This is a genomic window from Massilia cellulosiltytica (assembly GCF_047325105.1).
Taxonomy (GTDB): Bacteria; Pseudomonadota; Gammaproteobacteria; order Burkholderiales; family Burkholderiaceae_D; genus Telluria; species Telluria orientalis.
Genome location: NZ_CP168562.1, coordinates 3344238 through 3366369, shown reverse-complemented (window position 1 = coordinate 3366369; position 22132 = coordinate 3344238). Strand labels below are relative to the sequence as shown.

The following is a 22132-nucleotide window of genomic DNA, read 5'->3' as shown; positions in this document are numbered from 1 at the left end:
TTGACAGCGCGGCGCTCAACTCCTACAGTCGCACCACGATGACTTCCACTTCCCGTGTGGGCGGCCGGATGCAGGGACGCGTGCTGTTCCTGTGCGACCGTCCCGTTTCCGACCCGGCCATTGGTACCGTTGCCGCCGAGATGGGCTACGACCTCGTGCGTGCACGCACGCTGGACGAGGCGCTGGCCCACGCCCGCCACGGCGACGACCTGCCCGGCTTCGCACTCGTCCTGGCCGGCTATTCCGGCAACGCCGACGCCCTGTTCGACAGCGTGCGCCGCCTGCGCGCCGCGCTGCCGGAGGCGCCCGTGATCGCGCACGGCGTGCCCGGCTCCCCGCCGTTCACGCTCGAGTCGCTGTACGACGCCGGCGCGCTGGCCGTGCTGCACGACCCCGTCTCCATCCCGATCCTCAAGGCCAAGGCGCGCTTCTTCCTGGAAGCCTACGCCACGGCGGCCGAGCGGCGCCGGGCGGAAACCGCGCTGCAGGACACCCGTGCGCGTCTGGAGGCCATCATCGCGGCGGCCGAGGTGGCCGTGTGGTCGCTGGACATCGCCACGGGCCGCGTCCGGGGGGACGCGCGCATGATCGAGATGTTCGGCCTGCGTCCCGCAGACGGGCCAGGCGCCGACGTGGCCATGTATTTCGCCGCGATCCATCCGGACGACGTGCCGCCGACCCAGGTCCTGCTCGGCCGCGCCATGGAGACGGGGACGCCGTACGATGCCACGTTCCGCGTCCGTACGCCGGACGGCGCGTGGCGCTGGGTGCTGGCGCGCGGCCACCTGGACCGGCATGCCGGCACGCGCGGGATGATGCGCGGCGTCGTGATCGACGCGTCGCTGCAGAAAGAGGCGGAGGAGCGGCTGCAGGCGAGCGAGGAACGCTACCGCACGCTGTTCGAGGCGATCGACGAAGGCGTGTGCGTCATCGAGATGCTGTACGACGATGCGGGCATCCCGAGCGACTACCGGTTCATCGAGGTCAACCCGGCGTTCGTGAAGGCCACGGGGCTGGCCCATGCCGTCGGGCGCACGGTGCGCTCGCTCGTCCCGCAGCACGAGGCCCACTGGTTCGAGACCTACGGCCGCGTCGCGGCGACGGGCGAGCCGGTGCATTTCGTCGACGAGGCGGCGCACTTGGGCCGCTGGTACGACGTGTACGCGGCGCGCGTGGGTCCGGCCGGCAGCCGCAAGGTGGTCGTGCTGTCCACCGACATCACGGAACGCCGCCGCACGGAACTGGAACTGCGCCGCCTGGCCGACGACCTGGCCGAGCAGGACCGCCGCAAGACGGAATTCCTCGCCACGCTGGCGCACGAGCTGCGCAATCCGCTGGCGCCCATCCGCAGCGGCCTGCAGCTGATGCGGCGCGCCCGCGCCGACCCGGCCGCCATCGGGCGCGTGCAGGACATCATGGACCGCCAGCTCGACCACCTCGTGCACCTCGTCGACGACCTGCTCGACGTGGCCCGCATCACGCGCGGCCAGGTCGACCTGAAGCCGGCGCTGGTGCCGCTGGCGGACGTGTTGAACGCGGCCATTGAAACGAGCCTGCCGCTGATCGAGGCCGCGCGCCACCAGCTCGACGTGCGGCTGCCGGGCGAGCCGTTGATGCTGCACGCGGACGCCACCCGCATCACGCAGGTCGTCAGCAACCTCCTGAACAACGCGGCGAAATACACCCCGCGCGGCGGCCACATCGTGCTGGCGGCGGAGTGCGACGGCCAGCAGGCGCTGATCGCCGTGTCCGACAACGGCATCGGCATCCCGCCCGACGCGCTCGGCGAAGTCTTCCGCATGTTTACGCAAATCCCGAACGCGACCCGGCACATGCCGGGCGGCCTCGGGATCGGCCTGTCGCTCGTGAAAAGCCTCGTCGAACTGCACGGCGGGACGATCCAGGCGGCCAGCGCCGGCACCGGCACGGGCAGCGTCTTTACGGTGCGCCTGCCCCTGGCCGACCATGGCGCGGACCAGGCGGCGCCCGGCGCGCCGGGCCTGGACGCGGGCCGCATTCCGGCGCTGCGCCTGCTTGTCGTGGACGACAACCGCGACGCCGCCGACACGCTGGCCGCGCTGCTGTCCGTGATGGGCCACGACGTCGTGGTGGCGCACGACGGCCACCAGGCGCTGCGGATGCTAGGCGGCCTGGCGCCGCATGCGGTGTTCCTCGACATCGGCATGCCCGGCCTGTCCGGCTACGAGGTGGCGCAGTCCGTGCGGCGCGAGCCGCGCCACGACGGGGTCATGCTCGTCGCGCTGACCGGCTGGGGCGGCGCGGACGACCGCGCGCGCAGCGCGCAGGCCGGGTTCGACGCGCATCTCACTAAACCGGCGACGGTGACGGCGATCGAGTCCGTGCTGCGCGACGTGGAATCCCGGCGCGCGACTTCGCAAGAGGCGTCCCCGCAAGACGTGTCGTCACCAGCCGATCGCTAGCAGCTTCGCGGCCATGCGCGGCCAGCACAGCGCCGCGACCTCGTCGCGCGTGGCCCAGCGGAAGGCATCCATCTCCGGCGTCGGCCTGCCCGTCGCGTGATGCGGGAACATGCTGGTGCACGCCAGGTGCGCCAGGTCCGGCAGCGCCTCGCCCACGTCCACGCGGAACAGGTGCAACACCTTGTCGCGCCGGTAGTCGAAGCGGCCCAGCTCGCGGAAGGCGGCGGCCGGGAAGGCGAGGCCCGTCTCTTCGAACAGTTCGCGCATGGCCGCGTCCAGCAGCGTTTCGCCCGGATCCTGCAGGCCCTTCGGGATGTCCCAGCGCGGCGTGTGCGTGACGTGCCCCAGCAGCAGGCGGCCGCCGGCGTCGACCACGAGGGTGCCGCAGGAGACGTCGACGGCCTTCATGGCAGCGTGCGCGCGGCGGCGGCCAGCGCCTGTTCCAGCGCCTCCAGGCTCACGGGCTTCGTCAGGTGCTGGTCGAAGCCCGCCTCGTGCGACTGCTGCAGGTCGCTCTGGGCGCCCCAGCCCGTCAATGCGATGAGGACGATCTGGCGCACGCCCTGGTTGCGCCGGATCGCGCGCGCCACCTCGTAGCCGCTCATGCCGGGCAGGCCGATGTCGAGCAGGACCAGGTCCGGCAGCGTCTCGAGCGCCAGGCGGAGGCCTTCCGGGCCGTCGCGCGCGACCGATGTCGTGTGGCCGAGCGCTTCGAGCAGCGCGACGAGGCTGTCGGCCGCATCCGCGTTGTCGTCGACGACCAGCACCCGCAGCGGCGCCGGCGGCCGCGCGTGGGCGTCGTCGCCGGGCGCGCGCAGGCGCGCGTGCGGCTAGCCGGGGTGCAGCGGCAGGCGCACCGTGAACGTGCTGCCGTGGCCCCGGCCGGCGGAAAACGCGGCAACGCGCCCGCCGTGCAGCTCGACGAGACGGCGCACGAGCGACAGGCCGATCCCGAGGCCGCCCTGGGCCCGATCTAGGCTGCCGCGCACCTGCGTAAACATCTCGAACACGGAGCCGATCGCATCCGGCGGGATGCCGATGCCGCTGTCCGACACGGCGACCACGGCGTGCCCGTCCTCGCGCCACGCGGACAGCGCGACGCGCCCGCCCGCCGGGGTGTACTTGGCGGCGTTGTTCAGCAGGTTCGACAGCACCTGCACCATGCGCGTGACGTCCGCCTCGAGCGGCAGCGGTTCCTCGGGCAGGTCGACGTCCAGGCGGTGCCCGTGCGACTCGATGAGCGCGGCGCTCGTCTCCACGGCCATCTGCGCGATGACCTTCAGGTCCACGTTCTCCCGTTTCAGTTCGATCTTGCCGCGCGTGATGCGGGCGATGTCGAGCAGGTCGTCGACGAGGTGGATCAGGTGGCCCAGCTGGCGGTCCATCATCGCGTGGATGCGCGCCAGCGCGTCCTTGTCGGCCGGCGTCATGCGCAGCAGGTCGAGTCCCGTGCGGATCGGCGCCAGCGGGTTGCGCAGTTCGTGCGCGAGCGTGGCGAGGAATTCGCTCTTGCGGTGGTCCGCCTCCGACAGGTCGGCGGCCACGCGGCGCAGCTCGTCCTCGGCGCGCTTCTGCGCCGTGATGTCGCGCGTGATGGTGGCAAGGCCAATGTTGTTGCCGTCCGCGTCGCGCACCGCGAACCCCTTGAAGTACACGGGCAGCGGCGGCCGGCCATCGGGTTGCGCCAGGCGCAGTTCTCCCTCCCATTCGGCCGCGCCGACCGTCAGCGCGGCCATCACGTGGTCGCGCACGAACGGCCGGTCCTCGCGCGGGAAGAAATCGATCATGCGCCAGGCGGCGATGTTGGTGCGGTCGTCCAGGCCCGCCATGCGCCGGCCCGCCGGGTTGAGGTAGATGCCGCCGGCGTCCGGCGTGAAGATGCCGATGAAGTCGGACGACTGCTCGGCCACGGCGGCCAGGCGCCGGATGCCTTCTTCGGCGCGGCGGCGGTCGGTCTCGTCGCGGAAATACAGCGCCAGTCCGCCGGCCCCCTCCATGGGAAACGAATTGATCTCGAACCAGCGGCCCTCGGCGTCGTCGTACGCTTCGATGCGCGATCGTTCGCGTTCCAGCGCCGTGCGCCGCAGCGCGCGTTCCTGCTGGCTGCCTTGCAGGCGCGCGAACAGGTCCCAGAACTGGGCGCCCACGAGTTCCTCGCGCGGCCGTCGCGTGACGGCTTCGGCCGCGCCGTTCGCGTAGGTGATGCGCCAGGCCGGATCGAGCGCGATGAAGCCCTCGCTCATGCTTTCCAGGATCGCGCGCGAGCGGTGCTCCGCGGCCTGCCGTTCGGCCGCCTCGTGGCGTTGCCCGATCACGAGCGACGCGGTGTTCGCCAGCAGCGCGAGCGCCGCCTCTTCCTGCGGGTTCGGCAGGCGCCGTTCGCGGTAGTACAGGGTGAACGTGCCGAGCACCGCGCCGGACGGCGCCAGGATCGGCAGCGCGCGCGCCGCGCGCAGCCCGTGCGCCTGCGCGAGCAGCACGTGCTGCTGCCACAGCGGATCGGTCGCGATGTCGGCGCAGACGATCGGTGCGCCCTGCCACGCGGCGCTGCCGGCGGCACCCGCGACCGGGCCGACGGGCACCGTGTCGAGCGCGCGCTGGAATTCCACGGCGAGCGACGGCGCCGCCGCGTGCTGCAGGCGCCCGCCGCCGGCCATCAGCTGCACGGAGGCCAGCGCGGCGCCGCCGGTGTAATCCTCGGCGGTGCGGGCCAGCACATCGAGCACGTCGCCCAGCGGCGCGTCGGTCACGGCCAGTTCCAGCGCGCCGCGCTGGCCGATGGCGAGCAGGTTCGCACGCGCGCGCTCGGTGACGTCCACGCCGTGCAGCAGCACGCCCGACACGCTGCCGTCCGGTTCCCGCAGGGCCATGCACACGAAGTCGAGGAAGTGTTCTTCCAGGCCCGTGTGCGCGTCGTCGGTGCCGTCCGCGGCAGGGGCCAGCAGCAGGCGCACGTTATGGCCCTCGACCGCTTCGCCGCTCGCGAACACGCGGTCCAGCACGTCGGCAAAACCCTGCCCCGCCAGTTCCGGCAGCGCCGCGCGCACGGGGCGCCAGGCGAGCTTGCGGCCGCCGGCCAGCTCCAGGAAGCGCTGGTTGGCCATTTCGATTACGTGGTCCGGGCCGCTCATCACGCACATGATGGCGGGCGCGCGGTGGAAGATGTCGCGCATGCGCTCGCTGGCGGCCTGCAGCTCGCGCAGCAGCCGTTCGCGCTCGGCCTCGGCCTCGCGCCGGCTGTCGTCCAGTTCCTGTTCGCTCTCGGCCAGCCGTTCGGCGGCCAGCTTTTCGGCGGTGGCGTCGCGGATGATCTTCGCAAAGCCGGCGTGGACGCCCGCCTCGTCGCGCAGCGGCACCATCACGCCGTCCGCGAAGAACCGTGTGCCGTCGCGGCGCAGGTGCCAGCGCCGGTCCTCCGCGCGGCCCTGTTCGAGCGCGCGCCGGGCTTCCAGCTCGGGCAGGCCGTTCGCCAGGTCTTCCGGCGTGAACAGCAGGTCCGCGCTGCGCCCGCGCACGTCATCGGGCGACCAGCCGGTGATCACGGCGGCACCTCCTTCCCACTCCGTCAAGATGCGGTCGACGTCCGTGCCGATGAACGCATAGTCGCGGATGTTGTCGAGGATGAGCCGCAGGCGGGCATCGCGCGACCGCAGCTGGGCGCGGTGGCGTTCTTCCTCGATGCGGGCCAGTTCCGCGTTCTTGCGGTACAGGTCGATGAACACGGCGACCTTGGCCCGCAGGACGATGGGGTTGAGCGGCTTGGTGAGATAGTCGACCGCGCCCAGCGCATATGCGCGCTCGAGCGGGAATTCGTCGGCGTCGCCGGCGGTGAGGAAGATGATCGGCAGGCTGTGTGTTCGCGGGTGCTCGCGGATCAGTTCCGCCAGCTCGAACCCGTTCATCGTCGGCATGCGCACGTCCAGCAGCACGACGGCGAAATCGTGGGCCAGCACTTCGCGCAGCGCCGCCTCGCCGGACGTCACGGACACGAGCGTCTGACCCAGGTCCGCCAGGATGGCTTCCAGCACCGCCAGGTTGGCCGGCTGGTCGTCGACGAGCAGGATCTTGGTGGTCTGGTCGGAGGCCATCAGTGTCGGGCGGTGTATTGATGCAAATAAGACAATGTATGCCGCGCCCTTCCGAAAGTCAATTGTGCGCGGCCGGATGCCGCCCGCCCGCACACTGGCGGCTGGCTTTCGTTTTTAGTGAATCATGTCGATGACGTTTCCCTTCCTGTCCCGATCCGGGCATGTCTCCTTTCTCAACAATGGTGTCGAAGACTGGGCCCTGGCCCTGGGCGTGGCGCTTGGCAGTGCCGTCGCGATGGTGTTCCTGCGCGCGTTCGTGCTGCGGCGCATGGAAGCGCTGTCGCGCCGCACGGAAACCCGGCTGGACGACTTCGTCACGGCGATGCTGGCTAAGACGTATCTGCTGTTCATCCTCGTGTTCGCCGTGTATTTCGGCAGCACGTTCCTGGAGCTGACGGCCAGGCAGGACAAGTTCGTCACCCGCATCGCCATCGCATCGTTGCTGCTGCAGGCGGCGATCTGGGGCGACACGGGATTGCGCGCATGGCGCGACCGGTTCAGCATCGGCCCCGTCGACGGCGCGCGGCGCGCATCGAGCAGCGTGCTGTGCTTCATCTCGCGGCTGCTGCTGTGGGTGGTCGTCACCCTGATGATCCTCGATAACTTCGGCATCAACATCACGACCCTCGTGGCCAGCCTGGGGATCGGCGGCGTGGCCGTCGCGCTCGCCACGCAGAACATCCTGGGCGACCTGTTCGCTTCGCTGTCGATCATGCTGGACAAGCCGTTCGAGGTCGGCGATTTCATCATCGTCGGCGACGTGCTCGGGTCGGTGGAACACATCGGCCTCAAGACGACGCGCGTGCGCGGGCTGGGCGGCGAACAGGTGGTGTTTTCCAACGGCGAGCTGCTGAAAAGCCGCATCCACAATCACAAGCGCATGCAGACGCGGCGCGTGGCGTTCGTCCTGCGCGTCGCGTACGGGACGCCGGAAGACCAGCTGTGCCGCATCCCGCAGATCATCCGCGAGATCGTCTCCAGCCAGCAGAACGTCGACTTCGAGCGCGCCCACTTCTTCAGCTGGGGTCAGTGGTCGCTGGATTTCGAAGTCGTGTACCACTTCCGCAGCCCGGACTACATCCTGCACATGGATGCGCAGCAGGCGATCTTCCTCGAGATCTACCGCCGCTTCCAGAAGGAACGCATCGAGTTCGCGCACCCGCTGTCGATCGTGCGGCTGGACGACCCGAAGCTCGCGGAATCCTTCCTGCGCCGCGGCGATGCGATGCCGCCGGGGCCGTCCGTGCACTGATTGTTGCACCAAAATAGACAGACTCATCCTACAAGTCAGCCGTAGGTAGTCCTATTCACCATGCATAAGGACGGGCTTACCATGGACTCACCTCTTCCCGATCGGGCGTCACGAGACGCTGATCCGGCAGAGGAAGTGCAAATGCGCTCAACCCACTTAAAGGAGAACGATCATGGCATCGAACAACCAGCAAGGCGGTAACAAAGGCAACAACCAGAGCGGCGATACCAGCAACCGCGGTTTCGCATCGATGGACCCGCAAAAGCAGCGCGACATCGCATCGGAAGGCGGCCGCGCCGCCCACGCTTCGGGCAATGCCCACGAGTTCACGTCGGAAGAAGCACGCCGCGCCGGCTCCATGAGCCACAAGAACGACGGCAACAGCCAGAGCGGTAACCGCGGCAACTCCCAGAGCGGCAACGGCACGCGCGGCGGCACGCCGGAGCAGCACGCCCGAGCCGGCTCGCAGAGCCACAAAAACGACAACAAACGCTGATCACTCGCCGCTTGTCGTGACGAAAACCGCTGGCTTCGGCCGGCGGTTTTTGCATTTGCGTGACGCGTTCGAATAATCATCATGCATTCGTCCGCATCCAATTGTGCGGGGCCAAACGGGTGAAGGATGATATATTTTTGGCACTATATTTCACATTCCTATCGTGTCGTAACTGCAAGTCACGAGCAGCGCATGCGGGCATGGGTCACACATCACTTTTCGAACAGGATCAGCGAATGAAAAAAAATATTGCCATTGTCGGTGCTGGGTTTTCCGGAGCTGTCATCGCCCACCAGCTGGCCCATGCGGGCTACAACGTCGAGATCTTCGAGGCGCGCGACCACATCGCGGGCAATTGCCACTCGGAGCGCGACAGCGAGACCGGCGTCATGGTCCACGTGTATGGACCGCACATTTTTCACACCGATAACGAACGGGCGTGGGAATTCGTCAACCGTTTTTCCGAATTCATGCCCTACGTGAACCGCGTGAAGGCGATCACGAACAACCGCGTGTTCACGCTGCCGATCAACCTGCTGACGATCAACCAGTTCTTCGGCAAGACGTTCCGCCCGGCCGAAGCCCAGGCGTTCATCCAGTCGTTGGGCGACAAGTCGATCGAGAATCCGCAGACGTTCGAGGAACAGGCGCTGCGCTTCGTGGGGCGCGAACTGTACGAAGCCTTCTTCAAGACGTACACGATGAAGCAGTGGGGCCTGCATCCGAGCGAACTGCCGGCCAGCATCCTGAAGCGCCTGCCCGTGCGCTTCAATTACGACGACAACTACTTCAACCACAAGTACCAGGGCATGCCGAAGGACGGCTACACGGCGCTCGTGGAAAACGTCCTGAAGGTGCCGGGCATCAAGGTGCACCTCGGGACGCGCTTCGATCCGGCGTCCAGGGCGGACTACGACCACGTGTTCTACAGCGGCCCGATCGACGCCTGGTTCAAGCACGTGGAAGGCCGGCTGCCCTACCGCACGCTGGATTTCGAAGTCTTCCGCGACACCGGCGACTACCAGGGTAACGCCGTGATCAACTACTGCGACGATTCGCAGACCTACACGCGCATCACCGAGCACAAGCACTTCTCGCCTTGGGAACAGCACGAGCGCACGGTCTGCTACATGGAGTACAGCCGCCAGTGCGAGGAAAACGACACGCCGTACTACCCGATCCGCCAGGCGCGCGAAAAGGCGCAGCTGGAAAAATACGTGAACCTGGCGCGCACCGAGCCGAACGTGACTTTCGTCGGCCGGCTCGGCACCTATCGCTACCTCGACATGGACGTGACCATCCACGAGGCGCTGCTCACCGCGGACAAGTTCCTCGAGGCCGCGCGCGAAAACGTCCGGATGCCCGCTTTCGCGATCGACCCGCTGGCCTGATCAACGGGCCTCGAGGATCACCACCGCGCCGCCCGCCCCCGCCAGTTCCAGGGCCAGGGCGTCGCGCGGCGTCACGTCCGTTGCGCGCAGTTTGACGTTGTTCGGCGTGGCGCCGTCTTCCCAGATCGTGGCCTTGTAGCGCCCGGCCGGCAGGAAGTCCAGCGGCACGCGCTTCGTCGTCGCACCCTCGTCCGCGGACATCGCGCCCACATACCACGTCGTGCCCAGCCGGCGCGCCAGCACGATATCCTTGCCCGGCTCGCCGGACAGGAAGCGCGTCTCGTCCCACGCCGTCGGCACCTTGCGGATGAAATCGAAGCCTTCGGCGTCGCGGTAGGCGTCCGGATCGTCGGACACCATCTGCAGCGGGCTGTCGTACACGACGTACTTCGCCAGTTCCTGGCCGCGGGTGTTCGGCACGAACGGCAGCTCGGCGCGCACCTGGAACGCCGCGGGCGTGACGTTGCGGAAGCCACCCGGTGTGTAATCGAGAGGCCCGGCCAGCATGCGCGTGTACGGCAACATCAGGTTGTGCTCGGGCGTGACGAACGTCTTCATCTTGTCCCACTCCGCGCCCAATACCCCTTCCTGCGTGATGAAGTTCGGATACGTGCGCTGCAGGCCGGCCGGGACGTAGGCGCCATGCAGGTCCAGCAGCAGGTGGCGCTGGGCCGTGGCCCGCGCGACGCGCTCGTAGAACTCGACCACGTCCTGGTCGTCGCGGCTCATGAAGTCGATCTTGACGCCCTTGATGCCCCAGCGCGCATAGGTGTCGAGCACCTCGTCCATGCGCTCCCGCACGTGGTCCCAGTGGGCCCACAGGATCAGGCCGACGCCCTTCGAGGCCGCATAGCTGACCAGTTCCGGCATGTCGATGCCGTCGGCGGTGCGGGTGATGTCGGTGGTCGGCAGCGCGACCCAGGCGTCGGCGTTGGCGCCTTTGGACCAGCCCGCGTCGATCAGGTAGTACGGGAAGCCCGATGCGGCGGCGAAGTCGATGAAGCGGCGGTAGGCCGCCATGTCCGGCTTCATGCCCATGAGCGGACCCGACCACCAGTCCCATGCGGCCTTGCCTGGCTTGACCCAGCTGAAATCGCCCTGCGGGGCGGGATTCAGGTTGCCGACCAGGTTCGAGGCGATCAGATCGCCCGGCCGGTTGCCCAGCATGACGACGCGCCAGGCGGTCTGCAACCCGCCCTGGGATGCGTAAACGGGCGCGGCGCGTCCCGGCACCGGCGACAGCTGCACGCGCAGGCCGGCGCCGTCGCGCCACAGCGACACACCCGTGTAGCCCCCGAGGTCAGCCTGGGTGATCGCGTAGGCGGTGCGGCCGGACGGCGTCGTGCACACGACCGGCACGTCGTAGCCCTTCTTGTCGTCCAGCTGGGTGATCTTCCGGCGTGCGAACGGCACTTCGTGCGCGCCGTCGAACACGGAGATCAGGCAATCCGGGTCGCCCGCAGGCATGAAGCCCGTCTTTTCGCCGCGCAGGCGCACCGGTGCGCCGCCGTCGATGCGGTAGCGGAAGGCGACGCCGTCGTCGTAGGCGCGCACGTCCACGAGCAGGCGGCGCGTGGCGTCCGTACGGTCGCGGAACTGGAGCGTCGCGGCGCGGTAGTGGTCGCGCGCGCTCGACGCCTTGGTCGCGACGAGCGGAATGGCGCGGTCCACGCTCGTTTTGGTCACCTTCTCCAGCACCAGCGCGCCGAGGTCCGGCTGGCCGTCGAATTCGAGGCCCAGCGGCGACGCAGCGATCACCGTTTCGCCGCCGCGCGTCACGACGTAACTGCCGCCGTCCCGCGCAATCTTGATGACGGCCCGCCCGTTCGGCGACGTCACCGCGACCTGCCCCGCGGAAGCGGCGCTGGCGGCACCGCTGAAGGCGGCCAGCACCGCCAGCGTCAGCATACGAATGTTCATGTCAGAATCCGATCTTGAAGCTGGAGGCGATGGCGGTCGGCAGGCTGGCCGGCACGTCGATCACGAGGGCGTCGTCCTGCTGCTTCCAGCGCAGCGGCGCGGTGGCGCCCACGAGCGACACCGACTTGACCGGGCGTTTTTCCAGCCCGCCCTTCGTACCGAGCGAGGCGATGCGCACCTGCCCCTTCGGCTCGCCCAGCGTGATGGCGTACACGGACCCGCCCTTGGTGGTGAAGCGGATGTCGGCGGCCGTATAGTCCGCGTTTTCCTTGAACGCGCCGCCCTCCGTCTTCGTCGGGCCTTCGCCGAACGTCTTCCACGGCCGCGTGCCGTAGATGGCTTCGCCGTTGACCTGGATCCAGGCCGCCATCTCGTCGAGGAACTTGCGCGACTCGGGCGGCAGGCTGCCGTCCGGGTACTGCACGACGTTGAGGAGCAGGTTGCCGTTCTTGCTGACGATGTCCGCCAGCATGGTCACGACGTCGCGCGTGGTCTTGTACTTGTAGCCCTCGCTGTAGAACCAGTCGCCCATCGATGTGTCGGTCTGCCACGGCAGCGGCTGGATGCCGTTCATGACGCCGCGCTCGACGTCCTGCACGCCGGCCTTGCGCAGGAACTCGCCCGAGCCGATGTCCTTGTGGTTGTACACGGCTTCCAGCTTGCCGTGCGTCTTGATGTTCTCGTTGTAGAAATTGGCGACGAGGGTCCTGCCGGTGTCGCCGAACGGAATGCCGCCGTCGGTGTAGAGCAGGTCCGGCTTGTAGTGCGTCACGAGGTCGGTGATGCGGTTGAACCATTCCTGGTGATATGCCGCGTCCTTCGTGTACCACTTCTGGCCGCCGCCGAACAGCTCGTCATGCTTCGGGTGGTACAGGTCCGCGTACTGCGGATCGGCGCCGTCGTACGGCACGCCGAGCTGCGGGAACACCTCGTCGTGGCCATGGCTCGTGCCGAACCAGCCGTAGCTCGCACCCAGGTGCTCGGACACGCCGAAGCGCAGGCCCGCCTTGACGGCCGCCTTCTGCCAGGCGCCGACGATGTCGCGGTGCGGGCCCATCTTGACGGCGTTCCAGCGGTGGTACTTAGAATCCCACAGGTCGAAATTGTCGTGGTGGACGCCCATGCTGACGAAATACTTCGCGCCGGCCTTGGCGTACAGCGCCATCAGGGCGTCGGGATCGAATTTCTCGGCTTTCCACAGCGGGATGATGTCCTTGTAGCCGGACTTGCTCGGGTGGCCATAGTGCTTGAGGTGGTGTTCGTACTGCGGCGTGCCGTAGATGTACATATTGCGCGCATACCAGTCGCCGGCGCGCGGCACGGCCTGCGGGCCCCAGTGCGACCAGATGCCGAACTTCGCGTCGCGGAACCAGTCCGGCGTTTCGTATTTGTCCAGCGAGGCCGGATCGGCGGCGAACGGGCCGGCCACGTGCGTCAGCTGGACGGCCTGGTCGGCAGCGGATGCCAGCGGACTGGCGAACAGCCCGCACAGGATGAGGGTGGAAAGAAGTGAGCGGCGCAATTCGGTCTCCGTGGTTTTTAATCTATAACGTACAGGCCGGATTATAGATGCACCCAAGGAGTCCCCGCAACAGCTTATTTTGTCCGCACGACGGTGACCGTCTTCCCTCCTTCCAGCGCCAGCTCGTAGCGCCGCTCGCCGATCCTGCGGATCGTCCCGCCGTCGCTGCGGGGTGCGCTCGCACTCGTGAACCGCAGGACGCCCTGCCCTGCCACGGGCGTCACCCGGATCGTCTGCGCGTCCGCGTACACGGCGATGTCGCCGTGCGGCGTCGGCACCTTCCCGTCGATCCATGCGAGGCCGCCCAGGTCCGGCTCGACGACATAGGCCGCGTAGCCGGGCTGCGTCGGCTTCACGCCCAGGTAGTATTTGCCGAGCAGGTAGAGCGGACTCGCGCCCCAGGCGTGGCACAGGCTCATGCCGAACGGCTTGCCGTACATCGCGTAGCGCGCGGCGCCCTCCACCTTCGGGTCGTACTGCTCCCAGAAGCACGTCGCGCCTGCACGCAGCATGCCGCCCCAGTAATCCTTGATCTGGCCCGTGACGTAGCGCTGCTGCCCGCTTTCCGCCAGCGCCGCGAGTTCGTAGAAGCGCATGTACGGGGTCGTGATCTTCGGCACCGTGTCGCTCGTGAGGACGTTGCGGCGCACGGCGGCCGCCTGCGCGTCGTCCAGGTAGCCGAACATCAGCGCGAACATGTTCGGATGGCGTGTGACGAGCGGGTCGATCCTGCCGTCCTTGCGGCCGTGGATGAATACCTGCCGCCGCGGGTCCCAGAACGCGGCCATGATCTTCGCCTTCAGGTCCGCGGCGAGCTGGCGGTACGTGGCGGCCTTCGCGTCGTCGTGCGCGAGCGCGGCGCAATCGGCCATCGCTTCGAGACTCCTGGCGAACAGCAGCTGGATGACGGTCAGCTCGCCATTCTTCGGCATGTCGGCCCAGTCGACGAACACCCAGTCGCCCGGCAAGCCTTCCAGCATGCCGTTCGCGTTGCGGCGCGCGAGCACGAAGTCCATCAGGGTCGTCATGCGCGGGTAGACGCTCTTCACGAAGTCCGCGTCACCGGTGTACTGGTAGTAGTCGCGGATGCCGATGAACCAGTACAGGGAGTAATCCAGGATCGTGTTGATGTGCATGTCGACCGGATCCGCGCCGCGCAGCGCCCACGTCGTCCGCTTGACCGTATCGCTGTCGAAGAACGTGTAGTAGTTCATCAGGTAGGTCTGCACGGCGTCGCCGGACCAGACCCAGTGGTCGCGCTTGACGCCGTCGATGAAGAATTCGCGTGTGTTCAGTTCCAGCGTGCGCTGGGCGACGTCCCAGATCCGGTTCAATTCCTCGTCGGAACTCTTGAACGTGCCGCGGTGCGCGACCGGCAGGTATTCGTACAGCAGCGCCGCGTCGTCGATGTGTATGCCGCCATCGAAGCGGATGTTCACGTAGCGCATGGCGCGCGACGTGGGCGCGACGAAGTCGCCGCGGTGGTCCGCGAGGGTGAAGCGGTCGAGGGTTTCGGCGCCCTCCACGGACAACGCTTCCTCTTTCGACTCGCCGTAGTACAAGGCGATCTTGCCGCTGCCCGCGAGGTTCTTCAGCTTGACGAAGCCCGTCGTCTCCCGGCCGAAGTCGACGAGGATGGCGCCCTCCGCGCGCGTGACGGCGACGGCCGGGATCTCGCGGGTGGGCAGGCGGTAGCGGGATGGCGGCGTGTCCGGCGCGGCGAGGTTCCAGTGCGCCGCATGGGCCGTCGGCGCACCGGGACGCGGACCGACCGACCACGACGCGTCGGAGCGGATCGTCGGTCCCTGCACGAACACGGCCGGCGGCGAGGCCGCGTTATAGACCTGCAGGTTGAGCGTGTGCTTGCCGGCGGGGACGCGCACGTGGCGCTGGTCGCCTTGCACGAACCGGCCGTCGATGGCGACGTTGTGGATGCCTTCGACGGCGATGTCGATGTCTTCCGGCGCGGCCAGGTCGACCTGCCGGATGAAGTTCACCTGCGGCTGGTGGTTGTACAGGCGCCAGAACGGGGGCCAGGCGACGTCGCGCTCGACGCGCTGCGCCTGCATCCGGTTGGAGAGCCAGATCTCGAAATCGCCCGGGGACCAGATCCAGGTCGCCGTGCCCTGCGCTCCCGCGACGCCGCAGACGAGCGACAGCAGAAGACCGATGAAGAGTGAATACATGCGCATGCGCGAATTGTATTCACGTTCGCCACCGGTCTTGCGGGTTTGGGCGATTTAATCGCCCGGTTGAGCGATTCCTGCGCTCAGCCTGCTGCCTTTGCCATCCCGTCCTTCGGCGTCATGCGCGCGGCCAGTGCGGCGATCGGCAGCGGATTGACGTTCTCGGCGTTGACGACGTCGTCGAAGTCCTGCTGTTCCGCTTGGGCGAGGAAGCGCTGGGCCTTGTTGCTCGGGGCAGTCGTCTGGATCAGGTGGTGCATGCTGGCGGCCGTCTTGTCCCACGACGTGTTGGCGACGATGGCGCGCATGCGCTCCTTCAGCGCGGCCTGCTGCTCGTCGTTCATGGCCAGCATGCGCTCGCAGGCGGCGATGAATTTCTCTGGCGTGTCCGCGATCGCGACGACGTCGCCGTACGGCACCTTCACGTCCGTGATCGGGGTGCTGACGGACGGCAGTTCGGCCGCCATGTATTCCAGCACCTTGGTCGGGCTGATGAACTTGGTCGACTCGTTCAGCGCGAACGGCAGCAGGCAGACGTCCCAGCCGGCCAGGAATTGCGGCAACTGTTCGTACGTGCGCTGGCCCATGTAGTGGATGTTGTGCGCGCGCGGCAGGTTGGCCGGGTCGATCTTCACGACCGGACCCACCAGGACGATCTGCCAGTCCGGACGGGCCTGGGCCACTTGGCTTACGAGGTCGGTGTCGAAGCGCTCGTCGATGACGCCGTAGAAGCCCAGGCGCGGACGGGCGACGTGCGCCTGCTCCGGGTGGCTGTAGTCGCGGTCCAGCGCCTTCTGGAAGTGTTTCGCGTCGACGCTGCTCGAGAAGCAGTGCGCGTTGGCGTGGCGCTCGCGCTTGGACTGGTACAGGCTCGGACCGCCCGTGAAGCACAGGTCGGCGATGTTGAGCAGTGCGTTTTCGCGCTGCAGCAATTGTTTCGGGGCGTTCTTGAAGGCCGCCAGTTCGTCCATGCAGTCGTAGATGACGAGTGCCGGATCGAAGCCTTGCAGCAGCGGCAGGGCCATCGGGGTGTAGAACCAGACGACGGGACGCTCGCCTTCCGGGACGAGGTCGGCCAGCAGCGTTTGCAGCGTGGGGATCTGGTCGTCATGGAAGCCGGGTGCCTGGATGCCGGTATGCGGCTGGCACACCGTGATGTTCGGCGCAACGGCCGTCTTCTTCAGGTGCGCCTTGCCCTCGTCATACACCGGCTCCTCGACAAACAGGATTCGGTAGTGTTCCGCCAGGCGAGTCATGAGGTGCTGGGGGCGCTGGAAGACAAAGTCCCAGCGCAGATGGCAAAACACGATCAGGGTCGGCATGTTGATTTCCTTTCGCCTTGGGGCGTTCTAGTTGATCTGGATTCAAGGCCGGAACCTGATGCGTCGATGCTCTGGAAAACACCGACAGATCAGGTGCCGGACCAGTGAATCGTATCATGCAAAATTCTTAATATTTTCATTTATGCATTGCAATATTTGCATTGGGAAACCTAGTGGACACCTTGCGGTCCGGGTCTCCCTAGGAGAGCTCGGCAGAGTGCCAAAAAATGTAGGTTCCCTCCTACGCGGACAATAGAAAAAACACTACGAAGTGGCATCATCTACGCTTGCGTGACGACGTGTGCAGTGCCGCAAAAACGGGGTCACATCTGACGGAACTGGCGGCCGTACGCCTCGCTCACGGCGAGTTTTTCGGTCCTGCCCTTGAGCAGGATTTCCATCGCCGTCCCGTCCCGGACGATGTGGTCGATGGCCTGCAGGTTGACGATCGCGGCGCGGTGCACCTGCACGAACTGGCTGGGATCGAGCTGTTCGATCAAGGCCTTCAGCGGCAGCCGTATCAGCGCATCCCCGCCCGCCGTGGCGACACGCGTGTATTTGCCGTCGGATTGGAAAAACTGCACGTCGCTCACCATCACCAGGCGCACGATATTGCCCACGGAAGCCCTGAGCCATTTCAGGTAGGTGACGGGTGCCGGCGGGCTGGACAGTTGCCGCCAGAGATCGGCGGCCGGCCTGTTGCCGTCACGTCCGCGCGCTTTGAGGCGCTTGACCGTTTGCATCAGCCGTCCGGTATCGAGGGGCTTCACGAGATAGTCGGCGGCGCCCGTCTCGAACGCCCGCAGCGCGTGTTCGGCATAGGCGGTGACGAACACGACCTGGGTGGCGTCCGGGATGTGGCGCGCGACTTCCAGCCCGTCCAGGCCCGGCACCTGGATGTCGAGGAACACGACGTCCGGTCGCAGGGACTCGACGAACGCCACGGCCTCGATGCCGTTCTCGGCCTCCGCGCCGATCTCCAGTTCGGGCCACAGTGCGTGCAGCTGGTCGCGGAGTTCCGCACGCAGCAACGGTTCGTCTTCGACGATGAGGGCGATTGGCATGTCAGGCTCCGGTCGCGGCCAGCGGCAGGGTCAGGACCGCTTCCACGCCGCCTTCGGCCGCCCCGGAAACCGTCAGCGATGCGGCGCCGCCATACAGCAAGGCGAGGCGCTCGTGGAGATTGGATAGTCCGAACCCCTGCCCTGCCTGGTCGGTGAAACCGACGCCGTCGTCGTGCACCAGCAACCGCAGGGCGCCGCCTTCGGCGCGCGCGGCGATCGTGACCGTGCCGGGCCGGGTCGCGCGTTCCAGCCCATGCTTGACGGCATTCTCGACCAGGGAGATCAGCATCGCCGGGGGCATCGGCACGGAAAGCAGGTCATCGGGCGCATCGATCCGGAAGCGCAGGCGCGGCCCCATGCGCACGCTCATGAGCGACAGGTAGTTGCGTGCCAACGCCAGTTCGCGTCCAAGCGTCGACGAGACGGCGCGCATGTCGTGCAGCGCGCTCTGCAAATAGCCCACCAGGCTGTCGAGCATGCCCTGGGCGCGTTCCGGGTCGGTGCGGATCAGATATTTCAGGTTGGCCAGCGTATTGAACAGGAAATGCGGCTCCACCTGGGCCTGCAGGGCGCTCAGCCGGGCATGCAGGGCCGCCCGCTCGAGTTCTTGCGCGCGCCGGGCGGTCTCGATCGCCAGTCCACGCTGGCGCAGGCGTTCGCGGAGCAGGCCCGCCACCGTTTCCACCGCCTGCAACGCCTGGCCGGGCGCAAGGAATAACTGCAGTCCGGGGAGGTGTTCGATACGGATACGGGTCGTACCGCCGTCATCGCGGCTGATCCGGATGCGGACATGGTTGTGGAGCCGCAGCGGTCGGCGGGAGCCAAGGGCCATCGTTCCGTGGAACGGGTCGTGGTCGAATGCAGGCGGACCGGCGTAGCCCAGCGCTGTACCGGCGCCGACACTGGACAGGACTTCGGCGCACAGATCGAATGTCGTCATGGGGTCGAACGCCGAGCTTGCTTCGCGCCGGACACGCGCAGCCATCCAGTCGCTGGTCAGCGGCGTGCCGGACGCCCGCAAACCATCGAGATGCTGCCGGGCCAGGCCGAAGGCGGTCGCGCTGCATCCCAGCAACGGCAGAACCAGCGACACCAGCAGCGTGGTGGGCAGGTTCCAGACGTCGAGATGGCGCAGGCTTTCGAAGCGCCATGCAAGGATCAGCCCGAAGGCCAGGATGACCACCCACGCCAGCACGACGGTCGCACCATGCCGCAGGATCGTTTGCACGATATAGCGCCGTGCCAGCTTGTGGTCCTGCGGCACGGCCGGCAGGCGGAATGGAACAGTCATGATGGACCCCTGGTAACGTTCGACAAGGATCATTGTATCGACGCCATGACGACCCGGCGGACGCTGCGACGAAGGGGTGCGCCCGTGGCATGAATTCGTTTTTCCGGGTTTGAACGGCCGAGGCAACGGCCCTCAGGCCGAAAGATAGGGTTCCGCGTCTTCCGGTTCGCCGGCGGTATCGAAGCTGCGGGCCAGCAGCACGCCGTCGAGGCCGACCGTGCCCAGCGCATCGCACAAGTCTTCCAGCTCGGCCTCCAGGTGCGCGGCCAGGTCGAGCGGCTTGTCGACGGTGGCCAGCGGCGCGCCGCCGTCCAGCGGGTACAGGTTGATGCGCAGCACCGGTTCGCCATTGGCCTCCAGCGGCGCGACGACGGCCTTGATGCGGTCCGGCGGGCGCTGCTGCTCTTCCAGTTTCTGGTTGACCTCGGCCAGGGTGGCGAGCATCGACAGCTCGCCCACGCCCTGTTCCTTGGCGCCGTAGAACAGATCCTGGTACAGGAAATTCAGCTCGACTTCGGCCGGGTGGCGCGACAGGCAGCGCTGCAGCAGCGGCGATACGCTGCCGGCCCACATGCGGTAGCGGGCCATGCGGCCTTCGAAGTACGCATCGGACGCCGCCTCGCCGGACGGCACCTTGTAGAACGGATCGTCGACCGGTTTCAGCGCGAAGCCGAGCAGGAAGCGCAGTTCCATCGCGTCGTCCTCCGGTTCGTAGTCGCCGCCGATCCACGGCCGCATGCTGGCCTCGATGGCGGGCGTGGCGACGAGCTTGCGCGAGCGCATCGCCTGCGCGGCTTCGCGCAGCATCTCCTGCAGGTGGCTGTAGCGGATGCGGTCGACGGCGTCCAGGTCGTACAGGTGACGCACGAGCACGATGCGCGTGGCGGCGCTGGCGAGGCCGGATTGCCGGAAACTGTCCATCAGGGCGTCGAAATCGGCGTCGTCGCGGAACACGTCTTCCTGCACGAGGCCGCCCGTGCTGTGCACGAACAGCGGGATCATGAAGGCGTCGATTTCGAGTTCCATCTCGTCGTCGCCACGGACGTGGTACGTCGCGGCCTCTTCTTCCACGCGCTCGCGCAGCAGGCGGCAGCAATCGGGATCCGTGTATTTCGCCACTTCGATGGCGCCGTACAGCACGTCGTCGTGTTTGCGGCGCAGCATGCGGCGCACGAGCACGGTCAGTTCTTCCTGGCGCGCGGTGAGCGCGGCCGCGTCGGGGCCTTCGCGCTCGGTGATCTCGAGCGCCAGGTCGACGAGGTTCTGGGCGAGCTCGTCGGGATCCGCTTCCACCGGCTTGGCCGTCTTGGCCGTCTTGGCCGGCTTGGCCGGCGTCGCGGACCTTCGGTTGGGCTGGGCCGACGGGCCCTTGGCCGGGCGCTTGTTGTTGGGCATGGCTGACTTCATCAAAGTTTACGAACCACCATGGTAACAAATCGGTCGCGCGGGGCGAAGAACGCGTCAGCGTGCGGGGCGCGCGTCGAGGTGCGTCGTGAAGAATTCCGGACGCAGCTTGCGGGTGATTTCCAGCACCGGCATCACATGGTCGAGGTGTTCGCGCATGGCGGCCACCGCGCGGGCCGGGTCGCGCGCCTCGATCGCGTCGACGACGGACCGGTGCTCTTCCAGCACCCCGGCCATGCGGCCTTCCAGCGGCAGGGTGAGCTGGCGGTAGCGGTCCATCTGCGTCTTGGCCTGCTGGATGATCGGCCACACGCCCGGATAGCCGGACAGCTCGGCCAGCAGTGCGTGGAAGCGCTCGTCCGTGCGGTGGAACGTGCCGAAGTCGTTCGCGGTGATGGCAGCCTCCTGCTCGGCCAGGATCGCGCGCAGGCGTGCCACGTCGTCCGGTCCCACGCGCTCGGCCGCCTTTTCGATGATCGCCGTCTCCAGCGCGTGGCGCACGAGGTTGGCCTCGTCCAGCGCGTCGAGCGGGATGCGGGACACGAACGTGCCCGAACGCGGCACGATCTCGATCAGGCCCTCGTCCGCGAGGCGCTGCACGGCCTCGTGCACGGGCGTACGGCTCGTGCCGAACTCCTCGGCGATGTCGCGCTCGACGACGCGGGTGCCGGGCAGCATGTCCATTTCGACGATGCGCCGGCGCAGGCACAGGTAGACGCGGCGCGACGCGGACAGGCCGTTCTCCGCCTCGGTCACGGGATTGGGTGGGGCCTGGTGGTTCATGGTCGGAAGTGTAGCGAATTCGGCATCGCGTCGCGCGGGATGATCGCGCCGCGGTGGCGGATCACCGTGCCGGCCAGGCGGTGCCCGGCGCGCGCGGCGTCTTCCGGCCCCTTGCCCGACAGGCGCGCGGCCATGTAGGCGGCGCCGAACGAATCGCCGGCGGCCGTCGTGTCGATCACGTCGCTCACGGGCTCCGGCGCCACCTCGTGCACCGTGCCGTCGTGCCAGACGACCGCCGGATCGCCGCCGCACTTGACGACGATCTCGCGCACGCCCAGCGTGCGCGTGCGCTCGATCGCGCCGGACGCGTCGCCCGGACCATGCAGCGCGACCTCGTCGTCCAGCGTGAGCAGCGCGATGTCGGCATGGGCCAGCACGCGGCCGTAGACGTCGCGCGCCGTGTCCGCGCTCTCCCACAGGCGCGGCCGGTAGTTGTTGTCGAAGACGACCTTGCCGCCCGCCGCGCGGCACCGCGCCAGCGTCGCGACCAGCACGTCGCGGTCGCCCGGGGACAGGATCGCGAGGCTGATGCCGGACAGGTACACCATGCGCGCCTCGGCCAGTTGCGCGAGTACCCGGTCGGCGCCCGGCGCCGCCATCCAGTGGCGCGCGGCGGAATCCTTGCGCCAGTAGTGGAAGCGGCGCTCGCCATCCGGGTCCGTCTCGATCATGTAGATGCCGGGCAGCCGGTCGGCCAGGCGTAGCACGCTGGCGGTGGCGATGCCTTCGCGCTCCCACGCGGCCAGCATCTCGGCGGACATGCCGTCCTGGCCCAGGCCCGTCACATAGGCCACGTCGGCGACGGCCGGGTCGAGCAGGCGGGCCATGTACACGGCCGTGTTCAGCGTGTCGCCGCCGAAGCGGTAGTCGAGCGTGCCCTGTTCGCCGTGCTTCTGCAGTTCGATCATGCATTCGCCGATCGCGTAGACGGTGTGTGCTGCCATCGTGGGTCCTTGTGTTGAGTGTCGGCGA

At 67.7% G+C, this 22132-nt stretch carries 16 protein-coding genes; 4 read left to right on the top strand and 12 right to left on the bottom strand.

Annotated elements, in window-relative coordinates:
* Positions 1–38: 38 nt before the first annotated feature.
* Positions 39–2441, top strand: coding sequence for an ATP-binding protein (locus tag ACEN9H_RS14670; protein WP_413675353.1), 2403 nt, complete (start codon positions 39–41; stop codon positions 2439–2441).
* Here ACEN9H_RS14670 and ACEN9H_RS14665 read toward each other — a convergent pair.
* From ACEN9H_RS14665 to ACEN9H_RS14655, 3 genes are all read right to left on the bottom strand, one after another.
* Positions 2424–2849 (bottom strand): NUDIX hydrolase, encoded by a 426-nt coding sequence (locus ACEN9H_RS14665; RefSeq protein ID WP_413675352.1) that lies wholly within the window; start codon positions 2847–2849, stop codon positions 2424–2426. The genes ACEN9H_RS14670 and ACEN9H_RS14665 overlap by 18 nt on opposite strands.
* Positions 2846–3208, bottom strand: coding sequence for a response regulator (locus ACEN9H_RS14660; protein ID WP_413675351.1), 363 nt, complete (start codon positions 3206–3208; stop codon positions 2846–2848). The genes ACEN9H_RS14665 and ACEN9H_RS14660 overlap by 4 nt, the downstream gene beginning before the upstream one ends.
* 63 nt (positions 3209–3271) lie before the next feature.
* Entirely contained in the window at positions 3272–6529 is a 3258-nt protein-coding gene (locus ACEN9H_RS14655; RefSeq protein ID WP_413675350.1) for a PAS domain-containing protein, read from the bottom strand.
* Between the two features lie 130 nt (positions 6530–6659).
* Between ACEN9H_RS14655 and ACEN9H_RS14650 the strand changes: the two genes are divergently transcribed.
* The 3 genes from ACEN9H_RS14650 (at position 6660) to glf (ending at position 9668) form a co-directional block, all read left to right on the top strand.
* Entirely contained in the window at positions 6660–7781 is a 1122-nt protein-coding gene (locus ACEN9H_RS14650) for a mechanosensitive ion channel family protein (RefSeq protein ID WP_413675349.1), read from the top strand.
* Between the two features lie 172 nt (positions 7782–7953).
* Positions 7954–8277, top strand: a complete 324-nt coding sequence (locus ACEN9H_RS14645; protein ID WP_413675348.1) for a KGG domain-containing protein — start codon at positions 7954–7956, stop codon at positions 8275–8277.
* 236 nt (positions 8278–8513) lie between these two features.
* Positions 8514–9668 (top strand): UDP-galactopyranose mutase, encoded by a 1155-nt coding sequence (glf, locus tag ACEN9H_RS14640; RefSeq protein WP_413675347.1) that lies wholly within the window; start codon positions 8514–8516, stop codon positions 9666–9668.
* Here glf and ACEN9H_RS14635 read toward each other — a convergent pair whose 3' ends face one another.
* From ACEN9H_RS14635 to ACEN9H_RS14595, 9 genes are all read right to left on the bottom strand, one after another.
* Positions 9669–11588, bottom strand: coding sequence for a glycoside hydrolase family 97 protein (locus tag ACEN9H_RS14635; RefSeq protein WP_413675346.1), 1920 nt, complete (start codon positions 11586–11588; stop codon positions 9669–9671). It abuts the gene before it with no gap.
* A 1-nt stretch (position 11589) separates the two neighbouring features.
* Positions 11590–13110 carry an alpha-L-fucosidase gene (locus ACEN9H_RS14630; protein WP_413675345.1) on the bottom strand — a complete coding sequence of 507 codons (1521 nt, stop codon included), beginning with the start codon at positions 13108–13110 and terminating at the stop codon, positions 11590–11592.
* A gap of 74 nt (positions 13111–13184) precedes the next feature.
* Positions 13185–15296 carry an MGH1-like glycoside hydrolase domain-containing protein gene (locus ACEN9H_RS14625; RefSeq protein ID WP_413675344.1) on the bottom strand — a complete coding sequence of 704 codons (2112 nt, stop codon included), beginning with the start codon at positions 15294–15296 and terminating at the stop codon, positions 13185–13187.
* Between the two features lie 83 nt (positions 15297–15379).
* On the bottom strand, positions 15380–16618 hold the full coding sequence (locus tag ACEN9H_RS14620) for a glycosyltransferase (protein ID WP_371770351.1): 1239 nt from the start codon (positions 16616–16618) through the stop codon (positions 15380–15382).
* A gap of 323 nt (positions 16619–16941) precedes the next feature.
* Positions 16942–17682 (bottom strand): LytR/AlgR family response regulator transcription factor, encoded by a 741-nt coding sequence (locus ACEN9H_RS14615; protein WP_413675343.1) that lies wholly within the window; start codon positions 17680–17682, stop codon positions 16942–16944.
* 1 nt (position 17683) lies between these two features.
* Positions 17684–18973 carry a sensor histidine kinase gene (locus ACEN9H_RS14610; RefSeq protein ID WP_413675342.1) on the bottom strand — a complete coding sequence of 430 codons (1290 nt, stop codon included), beginning with the start codon at positions 18971–18973 and terminating at the stop codon, positions 17684–17686.
* A gap of 132 nt (positions 18974–19105) precedes the next feature.
* Positions 19106–20368, bottom strand: coding sequence for a hypothetical protein (locus tag ACEN9H_RS14605; RefSeq protein ID WP_413675341.1), 1263 nt, complete (start codon positions 20366–20368; stop codon positions 19106–19108).
* Positions 20369–20434: 66 nt separating this feature from the next.
* Positions 20435–21160 (bottom strand): GntR family transcriptional regulator, encoded by a 726-nt coding sequence (locus ACEN9H_RS14600; protein WP_229411963.1) that lies wholly within the window; start codon positions 21158–21160, stop codon positions 20435–20437.
* Complete coding sequence (locus ACEN9H_RS14595) at positions 21157–22104, bottom strand: sugar kinase (protein WP_413675340.1); 948 nt, start codon at positions 22102–22104, stop codon at positions 21157–21159. The genes ACEN9H_RS14600 and ACEN9H_RS14595 overlap by 4 nt, the downstream gene beginning before the upstream one ends.
* Between the last annotated feature and the right edge of the window lie 28 nt (positions 22105–22132).

Excerpts from the sequence above, each read along its gene's own strand:
- ACEN9H_RS14625 (WP_413675344.1), bottom strand. The coding sequence starts at position 15,296 with ATGTATTCACTCTTCATCGGTCTTCTGCTGTCGCTCGTCTGCGGCGTC.
- ACEN9H_RS14635 (WP_413675346.1), bottom strand. The coding sequence starts at position 11,588 with ATGAACATTCGTATGCTGACGCTGGCGGTGCTGGCCGCCTTCAGCGGT.
- ACEN9H_RS14645 (WP_413675348.1), top strand. The coding sequence starts at position 7,954 with ATGGCATCGAACAACCAGCAAGGCGGTAACAAAGGCAACAACCAGAGC.
- ACEN9H_RS14615 (WP_413675343.1), bottom strand. The coding sequence starts at position 17,682 with ATGCCAATCGCCCTCATCGTCGAAGACGAACCGTTGCTGCGTGCGGAA.
- glf (WP_413675347.1), top strand. The coding sequence starts at position 8,514 with ATGAAAAAAAATATTGCCATTGTCGGTGCTGGGTTTTCCGGAGCTGTC.
- ACEN9H_RS14605 (WP_413675341.1), bottom strand. The coding sequence starts at position 20,368 with ATGCCCAACAACAAGCGCCCGGCCAAGGGCCCGTCGGCCCAGCCCAAC.
- ACEN9H_RS14600 (WP_229411963.1), bottom strand. The coding sequence starts at position 21,160 with ATGAACCACCAGGCCCCACCCAATCCCGTGACCGAGGCGGAGAACGGC.
- ACEN9H_RS14610 (WP_413675342.1), bottom strand. The coding sequence starts at position 18,973 with ATGACTGTTCCATTCCGCCTGCCGGCCGTGCCGCAGGACCACAAGCTG.
- ACEN9H_RS14595 (WP_413675340.1), bottom strand. The coding sequence starts at position 22,104 with ATGGCAGCACACACCGTCTACGCGATCGGCGAATGCATGATCGAACTG.
- ACEN9H_RS14670 (WP_413675353.1), top strand. The coding sequence starts at position 39 with ATGACTTCCACTTCCCGTGTGGGCGGCCGGATGCAGGGACGCGTGCTG.
- ACEN9H_RS14650 (WP_413675349.1), top strand. The coding sequence starts at position 6,660 with ATGACGTTTCCCTTCCTGTCCCGATCCGGGCATGTCTCCTTTCTCAAC.
- ACEN9H_RS14620 (WP_371770351.1), bottom strand. The coding sequence starts at position 16,618 with ATGCCGACCCTGATCGTGTTTTGCCATCTGCGCTGGGACTTTGTCTTC.
- ACEN9H_RS14655 (WP_413675350.1), bottom strand. The coding sequence starts at position 6,529 with ATGGCCTCCGACCAGACCACCAAGATCCTGCTCGTCGACGACCAGCCG.
- ACEN9H_RS14665 (WP_413675352.1), bottom strand. The coding sequence starts at position 2,849 with ATGAAGGCCGTCGACGTCTCCTGCGGCACCCTCGTGGTCGACGCCGGC.